The sequence below is a fragment of the Actinosynnema sp. CS-041913 genome (genome assembly GCF_050942485.1).
Lineage (GTDB): Bacteria > Actinomycetota > Actinomycetes > Mycobacteriales > Pseudonocardiaceae > Actinosynnema.
Map to the genome: position 1 here is coordinate 5,096,133 of NZ_CP192037.1, position 18,162 is coordinate 5,114,294.

The following is an 18,162-nucleotide window of genomic DNA, read 5'->3' on the forward strand; positions in this document are numbered from 1 at the left end:
ACGCTACCGACCGGACGAGGGTCAGAAGGGCACCGTGATTGCCCAATGAATCCGCACCGGATGCTTCGGCAATCCGTCTTGCGCGCCGTCGGCGATACCCGCCGCGACGATCCGGTCGAGCGTGTCCATTCCGTGCACCACGCGCCCGAGCACGCTGTACGCGGGCGTGATGTTCGCGTGCGAGTGCACGATGAAGAACTGGCTGCCGTTCGTGCCGGGCCCCTGGTTGCCCATCGCCACCGTGCCGCGCGGGTAGGTCTCGCGGCCGGTCACCTCGTCGGCGAACCGGTAGCCGGGGCCGCCTTCCTCCACCCGGTAGATGTCCCCGCACTGGAGGACGCCCAGGCGCGCCGAGTTCGTGAGCCGGAAGCACTGGGTGTGGTGGTAGAACAAGCCGCGCACCAGGTGCGTGAAGTTGTGCACCGCGCAGGAGGCGTTCGACCGGTCCAGTTCGATGACCACCGTGCCGTAGTTCGTCCGGAGGACCGCGGTCGCGGTGCCCCTGGTCAGCGCCGTCGGGCGCGGCGGGCGGACCGGCTTCGCGGCCGGTTTGTCCGGCGTGGGGATGAACTCGCAGTGCTTCGTCGGCCTGGCCTCCCCCGGCGAGGCGGCGGCGACCGGGGTCGCGACGCCGAAGAGAGCCACCAGCAGGACGACAGCGGATACGGCAAACCTTCCCATGCGCAGAGGCTAACGCCCGCGGGTGTGGTGCGCGCCACTCCTCTTCGGGAACTCGGCTCCTCCTCCGACATGCCCTCCGGTTTGCGCGGCACGGCGTCGCGGTAGAAGTCCGTCGAAGGCGCGATCTCCGCACCGCACGGGACTGCCGCCGCGGCAAGGGTGATCTTGCTCACCATTCGCGGCGGCCGGATGACCTATAGCTGTGCTCGCCGGTGAGGTGCACGCTGCGGATACCGCAATGTCCTTGGGGGGACACCGAAAGGTGCCGCTGCGTCCTTCTCCAGGAGCGGTGAGTTGGTTCGCCTACCGAGAGGACGACCGTGGCAAACCCTTCATCACCACCCCGGTTACGCCGTTCGCCGATGCGCCGGGCGGCCGTCGCGCTGCTCGCCGTCGGCACGTTGTCCGCCGCCGCCGCCGCACCGGCCGTGGCCTCATCGTCCACAGTGGACAAGCCGGCCCAGGTCGCCATCCCGTCGCCGGATTCGCCGGTCAGCGGCAGACTCGTGCCCGCGCTGCGCGGTGACGCGGCCAGTGCCGCAGTCGGCCCGGTGGTCAGCGAGCAGTTCCGCAAGCTCGGCGAGTCCCGCCACGCCGACCGGGCGCGTGCCGACCGGCCGGCCGGCGTCGCGAGCATCCCGCCGTGGACCGGCGCCCTGCACACCGTCTGGGGCGCGTTCCCGAACGTCGCCTCCGACGGGGCGCAGGCGACGCACACCATCAACCCGGACATCGCCATGTCGCCGGGCAACCCCGACGTGGTGTACGCCCCGACGCTCGACCCGAGCGGCAAGACGTGCATCGAGGTGACCACGTTCTACTGGCAGGGCGGCAACGGCGTCGGCGCCTGGGACTGGTGCGCGGCTTCGCCGGGATTCGCGGCGGTGGCCTGGATCGACAGCAGCTTCCTGAGCACCTACACGACGACGCTCCTGGGCCCGCCCGCCTACACCGTGCAGGACGTGCAGACCGACCCGGTGACCAACTCCTGGACCGCCTACCTCTACAACTACTCCACCGGGACCTGGGACGCGCTGTTCACCAGCGCCGACCCCGCCAAGCTCACCAACCTGCACGGCGGCTGGAGCATGTTCGAGGTCTACACGAACTACAACCCCGCCACCGGTGAGGGGCACTACTGCACGGAAACGGCCGGCTCCGACTTCTCCGCCGCCGGGATCCAGATCAAGGTCGGCGGCACCTGGAGCCTGCTGACCACGTCCAATTCGTCGGTCACGCCGCCGGGCAGCGTGTCGAGCACCGACTTCGGCTGCACCGGCCTGTCGTTCGCCCTGCCGTCGGCGAACGACTACTGGCAGGTCACCAGCTAGACGGATCGACCGGTGCGACGCCCGCCGTCATCCCGGTCAGGCCCACGGGTCGACCGGGATGACGGCGGTGCTGCGGCCCCCCGGGTCGAGGAGGCAGCCCATCCGCTTGACCGCGCGCAGCTCGATCGTGCGGTCGTTCACGACGAGGGTCGGGAAGTGGGTGGAGAGCTGCTCCTCGAAGCGCTGGCTGTCCGCCAGCGACCGCAGCCACAGGCTGATCACCAGGTTGTCCGCGCCCGTCACCGCCGCGCACATGCGGATCTCCGGCAGGGCGGTCAGACCGGTCGCCACCGCGCGGAGTTCGGGCGGCGGGACCTTGGCCCAGAAGCTCGCCGACACCGGCCACCCCGTGATGGACTGCGCGGTCTCGCAGCGGAACGACAACTCGCCCTCGCGCACCACCCGGGCCAGCCGACGACGGGCGGTGGACGCGCTGGTGCCGGTGAGCCCGGCGATGTCGGCGACGCTGCGCCGGGCGTCCGCCAGCGCCACGAGCAGGTCCCGGTCGGCGGCGGGCAGGACGCCCGTCGCGTTCGGCGGCGGGTGCAGGACGGCGCGCTGACCGCTGGTCAACGAGTCCAGGCGCCACGTGCCGCCCTCCGTGAACATGCGCGTCACCAGGCGCGTCCGGGTGCCTCGGACGCCTTTCAGGCTCAGCACCAGCGCCGACAGCGACTCCAGGTCCGCGGTGAGCACGGTCAGGTAAAGGTCGCGACCGCTGCTCGCGATCGTCACGGAGGCGATCTGCGGCACCCGGACCAGGTCGGCGATCACCTCCTCGCGGGTCGCGGGCTCGCAGTCCACCTCGATGATCGCGAGGCAGCGGTGCCGGGCCCACGCCGTCAGGCGCGGGTAGGCGATCACGCGGGCCAGCCCCGCATCCGACAGCCGGCCCCAGCGGCGGGCGGCCGTCGCCGGGTTGATGTCCAACGCCGCGCCGATCTCCGCCCACGACGCCCGCGGCGCGATCTGCACGACGTTGACCAGCGCCCGGTCCGTCTCATCGAGGTCGTGCTCGACCGAATCCCGCATCAAACCTCCCCGGGTGACGCTTTTCCGGCACTTCTACCTCAGCGTAGAACCGATTGGCCACAGTGAGGCATGGAAATGAACCGGAAGGACTCGCGAGCCGCCCACGTCGCCGGCTGGACCGGCCTGACCGCCGCCGGCCTCGGCGCACCCGCCTATGCCCTGGGCAGCACGCTGCTCGACAGCGGCTCCGGACTGCTGGGCGCCACCTGCGAGGTGGCGACCCTGTGGGGCTGGAGCGCCGACGCCACTTCAGTCCTCTGTGGACTGACGGCCGCGGTCGCCTTGCCGCTGCTCGCGCTCAACGCCGTCGCGTACTCGGCGCTCGTCCTCCTGCTCGGCGACGGCAAGCGGAGACACCGTCGGCGATGAGGAGTCGATTGGAATAGTGCGCGCGTTACGTCGAATACCTGCGCACCCGGACTCCGAATGGGGCAGGCCGGCCTGCACGATGGTGCAGGCATCGGCCGCGAATACCGCAATTCGATCGGGTTTACAACCTGGGCTCGGCAGAACGGGACCGGTTGACGAACCGCGTTACCGGTGTTTTCCTTTAGCCGCGCTTGCGTGGAGTGCCGATGGGGCGGCCTCCGGGATCCCGGCGCGCCTGCGGTGACATCAAGCCGCCATCAGACGACGGCACAGCGCGTTTGGTGGCGTGCACATTTCCTGACAGCGCACCCTCCTGGGTGAAGGAAGGCGTTTCATGCAGCCGACCGTCCTGATCTGCCTGCCCTTCGCCGGTGCGGGAGCGTCGTTCTTCGGCTCGTGGCAGTCGCGGCTACCGGAGGGGGTGAAGGTCGCCGCGGCGCAGTTGGCGGGACGCGAGGAGCGGTTCGTGGAGGAGCCCGGCACGGAGGTCGCCCGCGCGGTGGACGACGTCCTCCCCTGGGTGGTCGAGCAGGTCGCGGGTGCCGGGCAGGTCGCGTTGTTCGGCCACAGCATGGGCGCCGTGCTGGCCTACGACCTCGCCCACCGGCTCGGCGAAGTGGCCGGCGTGTCCCTCGCCAAGGTGTTCGTCAGCGGCTCGCCGGGGCCGTGGAGCGCGCGGGAGAGCCGCGCCACCGGGCTCGACGACGACGAGTTCGTCGCCCGGGTCCAGCGCTTCGCCGGGTACTCGCACCCGGCGCTGGAGCACCCGGAGATGCGCGAACTGCTGCTGCCGGTGCTGCGGGCCGACGTCGCGATGCACGAGAACTACCGGCCCGCGTCCGACAAGCCGCTGTCGGTCCCGATCACGGCGCTGCGCGGGCGTGACGACGGACTGGTGAGCGCCGAGCAGGTCGCGCAGTGGAGTGCGGCCACGACCGGCGCCTTCGCCTGCGTCGAGTTCGCCGGCGGTCACATGTACCTGTCCGACGACCCGGACGACCTCCTCCGGCACCTCGCGGCCGAACTCGGGGCGTCGTGAGCGCGCGGCTGGCCGGCAAGGTCGCGGTGATCACCGGAGCGGCCCGGGGGCTGGGGCGCGCGTGCGCCACCGCGTTCGCCCGCGAGGGCGCGGACCTCGTGCTGCTCGACGTGGCGCGCGACCTGCCGGGCGTGCCCTACCCGCTCGGTTCGGCCGACCAGCTCGACCACACCGCCCTGCTGTGCCGGGAAGAGGGTGTCGCGGTGCAGACGCACCACGTCGACGTCCGCGAACTGGCGGAGGTCGAGGAGGCGGTTGCGACCGCCCGCGCGCGGTTCGGGCGGATCGACGTGCTCGTCAACAACGCGGGCATCGCCGCGCCGGCAGGCAAGGCGGCGCACGAGATCGAAGAGGACGAGTGGCGGTTGATGCTCGACGTCGACCTCTCGGGCGCCTGGCGGACGATCCGCGCGATCGGCGGGCTGATGGCCGGGCAGCGCTCGGGGAGCATCGTCAACATCGCGTCCACCGCGGGTCTGGTCGGCTACCGGCACTTCGCGGGCTACGTCGCCGCGAAGCACGGGCTGATCGGCCTGACCAAGGCCGCCGCGCTGGACTACGCCCCGCTGAAGGTACGGGTCAACGCGCTGTGCCCGGGTTCGGTCCGGGACGACGCGTCGGTCGAGGGCCGCATGCTGTCGGAGATCGCCCGCTCCCTCGACGTGGACGTCGCCGAGCACGAGGAGACCTTCGTCCAAGCACAGCCGATGAACGCGCTGATCGAGCCGGACGACATCGCCTCGACCGCCGTGTGGCTGGCCTCCGACGACTCGCGGCAGGTCACGGGCAGCGTGATCACGGTAGACGGCGGTTTCACCGCCCGCTGAGCCAGAACCGGACAGCTATCCTGGGGGATTCATGCTGCGTTCCGCAGATCGACTGTCAGCGACGGACGGTCCACCGTCCGACCACACGCACGCGTTGCGGATTCGGCTGTCCGATGTGGACACCAACCGACTCTCGCGCGTGCTCGAACAGACCGCGCGCAGTCCACTGTGGAGTGAGCCGGTCCCGGTGGACGCCGATTCGCCGGTCGCCCTGCGCAGGCTGCGCGCCGAACTGCACCGACCGGCCACCCAGGACGGGCCGCCGGTGCGTGCGGTGCTGTTGCGGTATGCCGACGGTGTCGCCGACCTCGTGCTGGTGGCGCACCGCGCGGTGCTGGACACGGCGTCGTTGCGGTTGCTCGTGGACGTGCTGCTCGACCGCGTCCCCGCCGACGGCGTCTCGATCGTCGCCCCGCCGGAAACCTCGGCCGTGGACGCGGCGGTCGTGAAGAGGTGGCGTGAGGCCGACTACTGCGGCACCGCCGAGTGGGCCGCCGGCGACCGCACGGCAGGCGACCGCACGGCAGGCGACCGCACGGGTGTGCTGGAAACCGCGCTGGCGGGGAAGGCGGTCGACGTGCCCGCCACGCTCGCGGTCGCGGGAGCCATCGTCCTAGGCCGGTACGAAGGGCAGGAGTTCCCCGTCGCGGGTTTGGTGACCGGTCTGCCGGACCGGCCGGCCGGGGCGCTGGGCGCGTTCGAGGGCCGCACGCTGCTCGTGGTGGACGCCTCGGGCGCGCGGAGTGTGGTCGAACTGCTCGACGGGGCCTCGGGTCCGCTGTCGTGGTGCGATCGGGCGTTGTACCGGGACCTGACCGACCGGAGCGGTGGCCGCGTGTTCGTCGGGGTCCTGGCCATCGCCACGACGATCGACGCGGACGAGTACCTGCCGTGCCAGACGGCGCCGTTCCCGCTCACCCTGGTGCCACGCGAGGACGCGAACGGCGTCACGCTGGAGGTGCGCCACCGGCTGCGGGACGTGGACGCCGCGACGGCGGGCCGGTTCGCCCGGCACGTCGCGCACGTCTACGCGCAGTTGTGCGCCGCCGGGCCCGAACCCGCGCCGACCGACCTCGAACTGGTGACCGGCGACGAGGTCGGGTGGCTCGCGGGGCTGGGCGGGCCGAAGAGGACGGTGCCGTGGCGGCCGGATCGGATCGACGCCGTGTTCGCCGCCCGCGCCGCCGAACGGCCCGACGCGATCGCGCTCACCTGCGAGGGCGAGTCGACCACCTACGCCGAACTGGACGCGCGGGCCACCCGGTTCGCCGTGGGCCTGCGGGCCAACGGCGTCCGGCCGGGTGACCGGGTCGGCATCTGCCTGGACCGCACGGCGGACCTGGTGGCGGCGATGATCGCCGTGCTGAAGGCGGACGCCGTCTACGTCCCGATGGACCCGGCGCACCCCGCCGACCGGTTGGCCTACACGGTCCGGGACGCCGGCCTGCGGATCGTCGTGACCACTGTGGACGGTGTCGCGAACGCGGTCGACCCGGCAGCGCTGGCCGGGCACGAGGGCACGGTCGCCCCGCCCCGGCGCGGTCCGGACGACGCCGCCTACGTGATCTACACCTCGGGCTCCACCGGTCGCCCCAAGGGCGTCGTCGTGCCGCACCGCAACGTGATCGCGCTGCTCGCCGCCACCGCGTCGGACTTCGCGCTCGACGCCGACGACACCTGGACGCTGTTCCACTCCAGCGCGTTCGACTTCTCCGTGTGGGAGATCTGGGGCAGCCTGCTGACCGGGGCACGGCTCGTGGTGGTGCCGTACTGGGTGTCCCGCTCCCCCGACGAGTTCCGCGCCCTGCTCGCGGCGGAGCACGTCACGGTGCTCAACCAGACGCCGTCCGCGTTCGCGCAACTCGCCGAAGCCGACCGGCACCGGCCCGAACCGCTGAGGCTGCGGCTGGTCGTGTTCGGGGGCGAGGCGCTGGACACCCGCCTGCTGCGGTCCTGGTTCGACCGCTATCCGGAGTCCCGGTGCCGAATGGTGAACATGTACGGCATCACCGAGACCACCGTGCACGTGACCGCGCACACCGTCACCCGCCGGGACGCGCTGACGGGCTCCCGCTCGGTCGGCTCCGCCCTCCCCGGCTGGCACGTCCACGTGCTCGACGAGCGCGGGCGGCAGGTCCCGTGCGGCACGCCCGGCGAGATCTACGTCGGCGGCGAGGGCGTGGCGCTGCACTACCTCGGCCGTCCCCCGCTGACCGCCGAGCGCTTCGTCCCCGACCCGTTCACCGGCGGGCGGATGTACCGCAGCGGCGACCGGGGCCGGCTGCGGCCCGACGGCACGGTGGAACACCTGGGACGGCTGGACAGCCAGGTCAAGGTGCGCGGGTTCCGGATCGAGCTGGACGAGATCCGCAACGTCCTGCTGGACGACCCGGTGGTGCGCGCCGCCGCGGTCGTGGTGGGCGGCGACGCGGCGCTGGACGCGGCGGGCGTGCGGATCGACGCGTACGTGGTGCTGGCCGGGGGTGATCCGGCGGACGTCCGCGCGCGGGCGGCCAAGGTGCTGCCGGACTACATGCTGCCGACGACCGTGACGGCGCTGTCCGCGTTGCCGCTCACCGCGAACGGCAAGCTGGACGCCGCCCGGCTGCCCGAGCCGTCGTCCGGACCGTCGTCCGGGCCGGCGTCCGGGGTGGTGCAGTCGTCCGGGGTGGTGCGGGACCTCTCCTCGGCCTTGATCGAGGTGTGGGAGTCGGTGCTGGGCACGGCGGTCGGCCCGGACGACAACTTCTTCCACCTGGGCGGCAACTCCCTGTTCGCGGTGCGCATCGCGGCGGCGATGCGGCAGCGGGACCTGCCCGCGATGCCGATGCGCGAGCTGTACCTGAACCCCACCGTGCGCGGCCTCGCCGCGGTGCTCGGCGGCCGAGGATGAGCCTGTCCTGGTTGCCCGCGCCCGGCACGCGTGCCTCCGGGCCGGTCGCGATCCCCTTGCCGGCCGGCTCGTCGGCGGACCCGGTGAGCCGCGTGCTCGTGGCGTGGGCGGTGCTGGTGTACCACCACACCGGTGACCGGACGCCGGTCATCAACCTGCGGCACGGGGCCGTGCGGTTGCGGGTGACGCCGGACGCGCCCGTCGGCACGGCGGTCGAGACGTCCGGGACCGACGAGCCCGCGCTCCCGCTCCGGGTGGTCGCCGGGAACAGCCCGGTGCCCCCCGGCGAACTGGTGGTGGCGGTCCACGGGACGGAACTGCGGCTGCACCACGACCCCGACCGGCACGACGCGGACGCCGTCGCCCGGCACGCCCGGCATCTCGGCCGGGTCCTGGCGGTGCTCGCCGAGCGCCCGGACACACCCGTCCGCGAGGTCGACCCGTTGACGCCGGAGGAGCACGCCCGGATCGTGCTGGAGTGGAACGACACCGCGCGGGACTACCCGGCGGACCGGCGCATCGAGCAGTTGGTCGCCGCGCACGCCGCCGCCGCGCCCGACCGACCCGCCGTCGTGCACGGCGACACCGTGCTCACCTACGCCGAGCTGGACCGCCGCGCCGGTCTCCTGGCGGCGCGGCTGCGGGCGGACGGCCTGCGGCGCGCGGAACCGGTGGCCCTGCTGCTCGACCGCGAGCCGGCGCTGGTGGTCGCCGCGCTGGCGGTGCTCAAGGCGGGCGGCGTCTACCTGCCGATCGACCCCGGCTACCCGGCCGAACGGGTCTCCCACCTGCTCGCCGACAGCGGCGCCCGCCAGGTGTTGACCGCGGCCGAGCTTGCCGCGTTCGACTGGACCGGCGGGTCACTGTTCGTGGCGGCGGAGGCGTTCGGCTGCGACGAGCCCGCGTACCTGATGTACACCTCCGGCACGACGGGGCGTCCCAAGGGCGTTCTCGTGCCGCACCGCGGCGTCGTGCGCCTGGTGTCCAATGTGGACTACGTCCGCTTCGACGCCACCACGAGGACGGCGCAGGTCGGCGCGACCGGCTTCGACGCGTCGGTCTGGGAGATGTGGGGCACGCTGATCGGCGGCGGGTGCCTGCACCTGCTCGACCGGGAGACCGTGCTGGACGTCGCGGCGCTGCGGCGGGAACTGGCCGGGCGGCGGATCACCACGGCGCTGTTCACCTCGGCGCTGTTCAACCAGCTCGCCGACGAGGACCCGGCGTTGTTCCGCCCCTTGCGGGACCTGCTGGTGGGTGGCGACGTGCTGGGCGCCGGGCAGGCGCGGGCGGTGCTGCGCGCGAACCCGGGCCTGCGCCTGGTGAACGCCTACGGACCGACCGAGAACGCGGTGATCTCCACCTGCCACGTGGTGACCGAGCCGGTCGGCGACCGCGTGCCGATCGGGCGGCCGGTGCCGAACACCGTGGCGCGCGTGCTGAACCACGACCGCCTGCCGTTGCCGGTGGGCGTTCCCGGTGAGCTGCACGTCGGCGGTGACGGCCTCGCGTCGGGCTACCTCGGCCGGCCCGAGCTGACCGGACGGGCGTTCGTGCCGGACCCGTTCCGGGAGGGCGGGGTCCTGTACCGGACGGGCGACCGGGCGCGGCTGCTGCCCGGTGGCGAGATCGAGTTCGTCGGCCGCACCGACCACCAGGTCAAGGTCCGGGGCTTCCGGGTCGAGCCGGGCGAGGTCGAGACCGCGCTGCTGCGGAATCCCGCGATCCGGGCCGCCGTCGTGCTGGCGCGCCACAGGCCCGGGTCCTCGGACGCCTACCTGTGCGCGTACGTCGCCACCGAGGAGGCTCCGGAAGCCGTCCGGGAAGCCGTGCGGCCACTGCTGCCGCCGCACATGGTCCCGGCGCGGGTCGTGGTGCTGCCCGCGCTTCCGTTGACGGCCAATGGAAAGGTCGACCGCGGCGCGCTGCCCGATCCCGGCGCGGACCTCGGAACCCCCGGCGCGGAACCCGCCGACGAGGTGGAGCGCGTGCTGGTCGGGCTGTGGGAGGAGGTGCTCGGCGTGCGCGGGCTGGGTGTCCAGGACAGCCTCGACCGGCTCGGGGCCAGTTCGCTCACGGCCACCCGGCTCGCGGCACGGGTGCGGAGCCGGTTCGGCGTCGCGTGCCCGGTGTCGGTGGTGCTCGCCACGCCCACCGTCGCCGGGGTGGCCGCGCACGTCCGGTCCGCCGTCGGCACGGGCTTCGTCGGCCCGCGGCCCGGCACCGCGACCGACCGCACCCCGCTGTCCCCGCAGCAGCGCCGGATCTTCGTCGAGCAGATGAAGGACCCCGAGGGCACGCAGTACAACCAGCCGGTCGTCGTGGACCTGCCCGACGTCGACGGCGTGCTGGAGGCCTTCGCCACCCTGGTGGCACGGCACGAGATCCTGCGCACCGACGTCGTGCTGGACGACGACGGCTTCGCGTGGCAACGGGTCCACGACGAGGTTCCGGTCGAGTGGTCGACCGGGTGGGTGAAGCCCTTCGACCCGCACCGGGCGCCGCTGTGGCGGCTGTCGACCACCGGGACGCAGCTCCGGCTGGACATCCACCACCTGATCACCGACGGCATCTCGCTGACGCTGCTGATGACCGAGTGGGCCGCGCTGTTGCGCGGCGACGACCTGCCGCCGGTCGAACTGCGGTACCGCGACTACGCGCACTGGGCTGCCGGGAACGAGGGTCGCCGGATCGCCGCGGAGCAACGGGAGTTCTGGACCGGGGTCCTCACCCCTCCGCCCCGACCGGTCGACCTGCCGACCGACGCGCCCAGGCCGCCACACCGCCGCACCGAGGGTGCGCACCTCACGTTCCCGCTGGGCGCCGAACGCAGCCGCGCCGTCCGTGAACTGGCCCGCACCGAGAGCTGCACGCCCTTCCACGTGCTGCTGGCCGGCTACACGGCATTCCTGGCGCGGATCACCGGCAGCGACGACATCACGGTCGGCACACCGGTGTCCGGCCGCCACCTGCCCGGCGTGGACCGCGTGCAGGGCATGTTCGTGAACACGCTGTGCCTGCGATTCCGCCTTGCCGGCGACCTGTCGTTCCGCACGCACCTGCGCGCCACCGCCGACCACGCGGTGGCCGCCGCCGACCACCAGGATCAGCCGTTCGAGGAACTGGCCCAGGAGTTCGGCGCCCGCGACGGCAGCCGCCACCCGCTCTTCGACACCCTGTTCGCCGTGCAGGACACCGGGCTGCACCAAGTGGACTTCCTCGGCCGCGCCCCGCGCTGGACCCCCGAGGCCACCGGCCGGACGATCTTCGACCTGGAACTCCAGGTGGACGACGCCCCGGAGGGGTTCACCGCCCGCTGGGGGTACCGCACGAGCCTGTTCCAACGGCCGACCGCGGAGCTGTTCCGCGACGAGCTGCCGGCGCTGCTGGACGCCGTGCTGGCCGATCCGGACGCCCCGCTCGACCACCGCGCCCCGGTGAGCGCGGTGGACCTGCCCGACCTCGACTTCGACTTCTGAACGACCGGCTTCGACCGCTGGGGGAACCATGCAATCGTTAGAGACCCGAGGACAGCAGAAGGTCGCCGCCGCCCGGCGACCGCGGCAAGGCGCGTTCTGGCGCGCGGAACTGGCTTCCCTGGCGGAGCGCGCCGGGTTCCCCGCCGGTGGAGGTCCCGGCGGCGTCGCCGTGCTGGACCTCGACGGGCCGGTGTCCGAGTGGCTGGACAAGGTGACCCGCGGCCGGGACACCGCGCTGCGGGCCGTCCTGGCGACCGCCGTCGGCGCGCTGCTGCACCGCTACACGGGTGCGGAGGACTGCGTGCTCGCCACGCCGGCCCGGAATCCGGAGTCGCTGTCCGGGATGGTGGTGCTGCGCCTGTCCCTCACCGCCGACACGACGTTCCGCGGGCTGCTCGGCGAGGCCAGGACCCGGCTGCTCGCCGCGTGGGAGCACGAGGACTACCCGCTCGACCTGCTCGCCGAGGAGTTCGGCGCGGCCGACGGGTTCGGCGGATCCGCCGACGCGACCGGCCACCCGTTCGCGGACGTGGCCGTCGGGTCCACGAGCGAGGCCTTCCCGACCGGTTTCGCGTTCGCGCGGGGACCTCGCGGCCTCCGCCTGGAGTTGCGGCACCGGCACACCGAAGACGAGGCGCTGCGCCTTCTCGCCCACTGCGCGACGCTGCTGGAGCGGGCGAGCGGGGAGCCCGACGCCCCGCTGTCCGACCTCGACCTGCGCACCGACGCCGACCGCGCGCTGATCGCCCGCGCCAACGACACCGCCACGCCGTTCGAGGACACCGTGCGCCTGGACGAGCTGTTCAGCCGCCAGGTGGCGAAGAACCCCGACGCGGTGGCGGTGGTCGGCTCGCTGTCCTACGCGGAACTCGACGCGCGCGCCAACCGGCTCGCGCACACCCTGCGCGGACGCGGCGTCGGGCCCGGCGACCTGGTGGCCGTGCTGGCGGACCGGTCGACCGAGCTGCTGGTCGCGATCTACGCCGTGCTCAAGGCGGGCGGCGCGTACCTGCCGATCGACCCGGCCTACCCGCGCGACCGGATCGACTACGTCCTGGCCGACAGCGCGGCTCCGCTGGTGCTCACCCGGGGCCGCCACGCCGGGCTGGTCGACCGGGTCGAGACGCTGGACCTCGAAGACGAGGGCAACTACGCGGCGGACACCGGCACGCCGACCGTCACCGGTGACGCTCGCGACCTGGCCTACGTGATCTACACCTCCGGCTCCACGGGCCATCCCAAGGGCGTGCAGGTCGAGCACCGGTCGGTGGTCAACCGCATCCGCTGGATGCAGGGCGCGTACCCGATCACGGCCGCCGACGTGATCCTCCAGAAGACGCCGACCTCGTTCGACGTGTCGGTGTGGGAGTTGTTCTGGTGGATGTTCGAGGGCGCGTCCGTGTGCCTGCCCGAGCCGGGCGTCGAGCGCGACCCCGAAAAGCTGGTCGAGGTCATCGAGCGCGTCGGCGTCACCACCGCGCACTTCGTGCCGTCGATGCTCGGCGGGTTCCTGGACTTCGTGGCGGCGGCCGGTGAAGGGCACCGGCTGGCGACCCTGCGCAAGGTGTTCGCCAGCGGTGAAGCCCTTGCGCCGCACCACGTCCACCGTTTCACCGAAGTCGTCACGAGTGCCCGGCTGGTGAACCTCTACGGGCCGACCGAGGCCACGGTCGACGTGACGCACCACGCCTGCGCGGGCGACGAGCGGCGCGTGCCGATCGGCCGGCCGATCGACAACACCCGCATCCACGTGCTGGACGGGCGGTCACGGCCGCAGCCGGTCGGCGCCCCCGGTGAGCTGTGCATCGCGGGCGTGGGACTGGCCAGGGGGTACCTCGGCCGTCCCGAGCTGACCGCCGAGCGGTTCGTCGCCGCGCCGCACGCCGGCGAGGACCGCGTCTACCGGACCGGCGACCTCGCCCGGTGGCTGCCGGACGGCACGGTCGAGTACCTGGGGCGGATGGACCACCAGGTGAAGGTGCGCGGGTACCGCGTCGAGCCCGGCGAGATCGAACAGCGCCTGCGGGAACACCCGGCGGTCAAGGACGCCGTGGTCGTCACGCGCGCCGCGCCCGACGGCCAGGCCGTCCTCCGCGGCTACGTCCTGTCGTCGGCCGCGGTCGCCGAGTCCGAGCTGCGCGCGCACCTCGCGGTGACCCTGCCCGACTACATGGTGCCGTCCCGCATCGTCGCGCTGGACGCGTTCCCCTTGTCCCCCAACGGCAAGCTCGACCGACGCGCGTTGCCCGAGCCGACCGGCACGACCACCGACCACGTCGCGCCGGGCACCCCGGTGGAGATCGAGCTGGCCCGGATCTGGGCGGACGTGCTCGGGCATCAGCGGATCGGCGTGCACGACAACTTCTTCGCGTTGGGGGGCAACAGCATCCACTTCGTGACGGTGCTGGCGAAGGCGCGTGCGGTGGGGATCGGGTTCACCTTCCAGCAGTTCTTCGCCAACCCCACGGTGTCCGCGTTGGCGCGCAGCGTGTCCGAAGGGGCTCAGGTCACCGAGCGGGTAGTGGGCCGGTTCGAGCTGCTGACCCCCGCCGACCGGGAGCGCGTCCCCGCGGGCATCGAGGACGCCTACCCGCTGACCCAGTTGCAGGCGGGCCTGGTGTTCCAGAGCGAGCTCTCGCACGGCACGGCCGAGTACCACGACATCCTCAGCTACCTGATCCAGAGCCCGTTCGACCCCGAGCGGTTCGAGGAGGCGGTGCGCGTCCTGGTGCGGCGCAACCCGATCTTCCGCACCAGCTACCACCTGACCGGGTTCGACGAGTACCTGCAACTCGTGCACGAGGAAGCCCCGCTGCCGCTGGAGATCGCGGACCTGCGCGGGATGGGCGGAGCCGAGCAGGAAGCCTGGTACCAGGACTGGGCGGCACGCGAGAAGGCGCACCGGTTCGTGTGGAGCGAGCCGGGCCTGGTGCGGCTGCACGTCCACGTGCTGGCCGACGACCTCTACCGGTACAGCCTCAGCCAGCACAACTCGGCGCTGGACGGCTGGAGCATCACCCTGGTGCACACCACCCTGTTCGACCTCTACTACCGGCTGCTCGACGGGCGTCCGCTGCCCGGGACCGAGGTGGCCGACCACGCCCGCACCTACGTCGCGCTCGAACGCGCGTCGCTGGCGGACGACGGGCACCGCGCCTACTGGGCGGACCTGCTGGAGGGCGGCGGGCCGACCGAGCTGCCGCGCACCCGCCGGTCCGCGCAGGCCGACGTGTTCCCGGTGGTGTTCCACGAGGTCGGGTTCCCGCGCGGCCTGTCAGACCGGATCGTCGCGCTGGCCGACCGGCTGGCGGTGCCGGTGAAGAACGTGCTGATGGCCGCGCACGCCAAGGTGCTGGCGCTGGTCTCCGGCGACGACGACGTCATCACCGGGTACGAGCACAGCGGACGCCCGGAGGCGGAGGACGCCACCCGCGCGATCGGCCTGTTCCTCAACACGGTGCCGTTCCGGGTGCGGGTGGCCGAGGGGTCGTGGGAGGACCTGGTCCGGCAGGTGTACCGGTCGGAGACCGACCTGCTGCCCGCGCGCCGCTACCCGATGGCGCAGGTGAAGCACGACCTCGGCACGCAGGAGCCGCTGTTCGAGACCGCCTTCAACTTCACCCACTTCACCCTGCTCAAGCGGCTGGACGAGCTGCCCGGCTTCGCGCTGCTGGACGTGCGGGCCAACTCGGAGACGGAGTTCGTGCTGCGCGCCGAGTTCTCCCGGCACTTCGCCTCCGACGACGTCCGGCTCAGCCTGCACTACCACGCGCACCTGTTCGAGCCGTGGCAGATCGCCCGGATGGGCGGCTACTACGTGACCGCGTTCGAGCGGATGACGACGGACCCGGCCGAGGCGCACCACCTCGTGTCGCTGCTGTCCGACGCCGAGATCACCGAGGTCGCCCGGCCGATCGCGGCGCCCGCCGAACTGGTCACCGACCCGGCGAGGCCGTGGCGCGCGGAGGTGGTCGACCGGCATGGCCTGCCGGTCCCGGCCTGGACGCCCGGCGACATCGTGCTCACCGACGGAGCCGAGCGCGTGCCCACCGGGGTCCGGGGACGCCGTACCCGGGACGGGCTGGACGTCCTCGGTCCGCACGTGCGGCGCACGTTCGGCACTCCGGTCGCCGCGGAGACCGCCGAGGACTCGGCGGGGCTGCCCACCACGGCGGTGCAGCGGAGGATCGCCGAGGCGTGGGCGCGGGTGCTGGACATCCCGCAGGCCTCGGTGACGGTGGAGGACAACTTCTTCCTGCTCGGCGGCAGCTCGCTGTCGGCGATGCGCGTGGTGATGGAGCTGGCGGGCCTGGTGTCCCTCACGGACCTGATGCGCAACTCCAGGCTGGACGCGCTCAGCGCGGTCGCCGAGGGCAATCTCGCCGCCGTCTCCGTGGCGGAGACCGGTCTGCTGCACCCGCTCTCGGCGCGGCCGGAACGGGCGGGGTGCGCGCTGGTCTGCTTCCCGTACGCGGGCGGCAACGCGGTGAACTTCGAGCCGCTGGCGCGTGCGCTGGACGCGGCCGGCGACGTCGCGGTGTACGGCGTCGAGCTGCCCGGCCACGACGCGGGCAACCCGGACGAGCCGCCGATGGACATCCGGGACGTCGCCCGCCGGGTGACGGACGAGGTGCGCGCCACCGTGGCCGGCCCGGTGATGCTGTGGGGCCACTGCGTCGGTTCCGCCCTCGCGCTGGAGACGGCGCGGTTGCTGGCGGCCGGCGGTGCGCCGCCGGTCCACGTGTTCGCGGGCGGCAAGGTGTTGCACAGCCCGGAAGTCGCGCGGCGGGGCGTCGAGCAGGTCGGCGCGATGTCCGACGAGGACGTCGTGCGGTGGCTGGTCGACGTGACGGGGCTGACCGGGTTCGACGCGCTGCGGCCCGAGCAGGCGGCGTTCGTGGCCAAGGTCTTCCGGCACGACTCGGGCACCGCGAACGAATACCTGGCCACCGCGGTGGAGTCACCGGACGACCACCGGCTGGGCGCTCCGCTGACCGTGGTCTACGCGACCGACGACCCGCTCACGCCGGACTTCGAGCGGCGGTCGGCGGCGTGGTCGCGGTTCACCGACGACCTCCGCGTGACCGAGGTGGGCGAGGGCGGCCACTACTTCTGCCACTCGGTCCCGGCGCGGGTCGCCGGGCTGGTGGCCGACCGGTGGCGCGAGGCCCGCGCCGGGACGGAGGACTGACATGGGCACACCGGACGAACAAGCGTCCACCACCGTGCGCCAGGAGCTGTGGGAGGGCGTGCGGAGCATGGCGCCCTTCCTGCTCTCGGCGATCCCGCTGGGGATCGTCGGCGGGGTGCTGGGGTTGACCAGCGGCCTGTCCGCGTGGTCGACCCTGGGCCTGGCGATGGCGGTGAACTCGGGCACGGCGCAGTTCGTCGGCATCGCGCTGATCGCGGACGGCGCGGGCTGGCCGACGATCATCCTGACGACGCTCATCCTCGGCCTGCGGATGCTGATCTACTCGACCATCCTCACGCCGCACGTGCGGGACGTCCCGCACCGCTGGCGGGTGCTGCTCGGGTTCGGCCTCATCGACGTGATCTTCTTCGTCGGCTTGGAGAAGCTGAAGAACGGCACCATCACGCGGCGCAAGCACCTGTACTTCATCGGCGCGTCCGCCGCGATGTACACGACCTGGATGGCGTCCACGGTGGTCGGCACCACCCTCGGCTCGGCGATTCCCGACCTGGCCGGCCTGGGCCTGGACTTCCCGATGACCGCCATGTTCGTCGCCATGCTCGCGGCGAGCCTCGCCAACTGGCGGGTCATCGCGGTGGTCGTGACGGCGGGCCTGACCGTGCTGCTGGCGCGAGGCCTGCCCTACAACCTGGGCGTCGTCCTGGCCGCCGTCGTCGGAGCCGCCGTCGGCACCGCGTGCGAACGGATCGAACAGCGGCTCCGCCGCACTTCGGAGGAGGTCGAAGGATGAGCCTGGCACTGCTGATCGTGGGCATGGGGTTGTGCAGCTTCCTGCCGCGCTACCTGCCGCTCGTGCTGCTGGACGGCAAGGAGATGCCGCCGCTGCTGAAGAGCCTGCTGGGCTACACCCCGCAGGCCGTGCTGGCGGCCCTGGTCGTGCCCGCGATGCTCATGCCCACCGGTGACGGGATCCAGTTCACCCTCGCCAACCCGTATCTCGTCGGGGGGACCGCCACCTTGGTCGCGGGACTGCTGATGCCGAAGCGCTTCCTGCTGGTGAGCGCGATCGGCATCGCCGCGTTCTTCCTCGCACGATGGCTGTTCACCTGAGGTCCGATGATCGGGACGAGCGAGCCGCCGACGACGGTCGCGGACTGGTAGCCCAGTGACGCCCCGGTGTAGCGCGGACCTCGCTGGAGTTGGTTTTGCGCAACTATGGTGCGCATACCGGACCGGCCGCCTGGCCGAGGCCCACGTCCCTCAAACGACGCGATCGCCGCAGATAAAGCCACTCACGGTCAGTCGCGCCCCCTGTCGTGGGGTTTGCCCACGCCGCCAACACCGGCCACACCTCGTCTG

The 18,162-nt window shown here is 72.6% G+C and carries 11 protein-coding genes; 9 read left to right on the top strand and 2 right to left on the bottom strand.

Annotated elements, in window-relative coordinates:
• Nucleotides 1-21: 21 nt before the first annotated feature.
• Nucleotides 22-681: a peptidylprolyl isomerase gene (locus tag ACQPZF_RS23440; RefSeq protein WP_433260171.1), complete on the bottom strand. Its 660-nt coding sequence runs from the start codon at nucleotides 679-681 to the stop codon at nucleotides 22-24.
• Nucleotides 682-1,043: 362 nt separating this feature from the next.
• On the opposite strand from ACQPZF_RS23440, the gene ACQPZF_RS23445 reads away from it, so the two are divergent.
• Nucleotides 1,044-2,012 carry a carbohydrate-binding protein gene (locus tag ACQPZF_RS23445; protein ID WP_433260173.1) on the top strand — a complete coding sequence of 323 codons (969 nt, stop codon included), beginning with the start codon at nucleotides 1,044-1,046 and terminating at the stop codon, nucleotides 2,010-2,012.
• A gap of 36 nt (nucleotides 2,013-2,048) precedes the next feature.
• On the opposite strand, the gene ACQPZF_RS23450 is transcribed toward ACQPZF_RS23445, so the two are convergent.
• Entirely contained in the window at nucleotides 2,049-3,044 is a 996-nt protein-coding gene (locus ACQPZF_RS23450; RefSeq protein WP_433260175.1) for an Lrp/AsnC family transcriptional regulator, read from the bottom strand.
• A gap of 75 nt (nucleotides 3,045-3,119) precedes the next feature.
• On the opposite strand from ACQPZF_RS23450, the gene ACQPZF_RS23455 reads away from it, so the two are divergent.
• The 8 genes from ACQPZF_RS23455 (at nucleotide 3,120) to ACQPZF_RS23490 (ending at nucleotide 17,913) form a co-directional block, all read left to right on the top strand.
• The gene (locus ACQPZF_RS23455; RefSeq protein ID WP_433260177.1) at nucleotides 3,120-3,413 is read left to right on the top strand and encodes a hypothetical protein; all 294 of its coding nucleotides are present in this window, start codon (nucleotides 3,120-3,122) and stop codon (nucleotides 3,411-3,413) included.
• 334 nt (nucleotides 3,414-3,747) lie between these two features.
• Entirely contained in the window at nucleotides 3,748-4,452 is a 705-nt protein-coding gene (locus ACQPZF_RS23460) for a thioesterase II family protein (RefSeq protein ID WP_433260179.1), read from the top strand.
• Nucleotides 4,449-5,279: an SDR family oxidoreductase gene (locus tag ACQPZF_RS23465; protein ID WP_433260181.1), complete on the top strand. Its 831-nt coding sequence runs from the start codon at nucleotides 4,449-4,451 to the stop codon at nucleotides 5,277-5,279. Before ACQPZF_RS23460 ends, ACQPZF_RS23465 begins: the two co-directional genes overlap by 4 nt.
• 115 nt (nucleotides 5,280-5,394) lie before the next feature.
• Complete coding sequence (locus ACQPZF_RS23470) at nucleotides 5,395-8,172, top strand: amino acid adenylation domain-containing protein (RefSeq protein WP_433260183.1); 2,778 nt, start codon at nucleotides 5,395-5,397, stop codon at nucleotides 8,170-8,172.
• On the top strand, nucleotides 8,169-11,651 hold the full coding sequence (locus tag ACQPZF_RS23475; protein ID WP_433260185.1) for an amino acid adenylation domain-containing protein: 3,483 nt from the start codon (nucleotides 8,169-8,171) through the stop codon (nucleotides 11,649-11,651). The genes ACQPZF_RS23470 and ACQPZF_RS23475 overlap by 4 nt, the downstream gene beginning before the upstream one ends.
• Before the next feature lie 28 nt (nucleotides 11,652-11,679).
• Nucleotides 11,680-16,842, top strand: coding sequence for an amino acid adenylation domain-containing protein (locus ACQPZF_RS23480; RefSeq protein WP_433260187.1), 5,163 nt, complete (start codon nucleotides 11,680-11,682; stop codon nucleotides 16,840-16,842).
• 1 nt (nucleotide 16,843) lies between these two features.
• Nucleotides 16,844-17,593: an AzlC family ABC transporter permease gene (locus tag ACQPZF_RS23485; RefSeq protein ID WP_433260189.1), complete on the top strand. Its 750-nt coding sequence runs from the start codon at nucleotides 16,844-16,846 to the stop codon at nucleotides 17,591-17,593.
• Complete coding sequence (locus ACQPZF_RS23490; RefSeq protein WP_433260191.1) at nucleotides 17,590-17,913, top strand: AzlD domain-containing protein; 324 nt, start codon at nucleotides 17,590-17,592, stop codon at nucleotides 17,911-17,913. The genes ACQPZF_RS23485 and ACQPZF_RS23490 overlap by 4 nt, the downstream gene beginning before the upstream one ends.
• Nucleotides 17,914-18,162 lie beyond the last annotated feature (249 nt).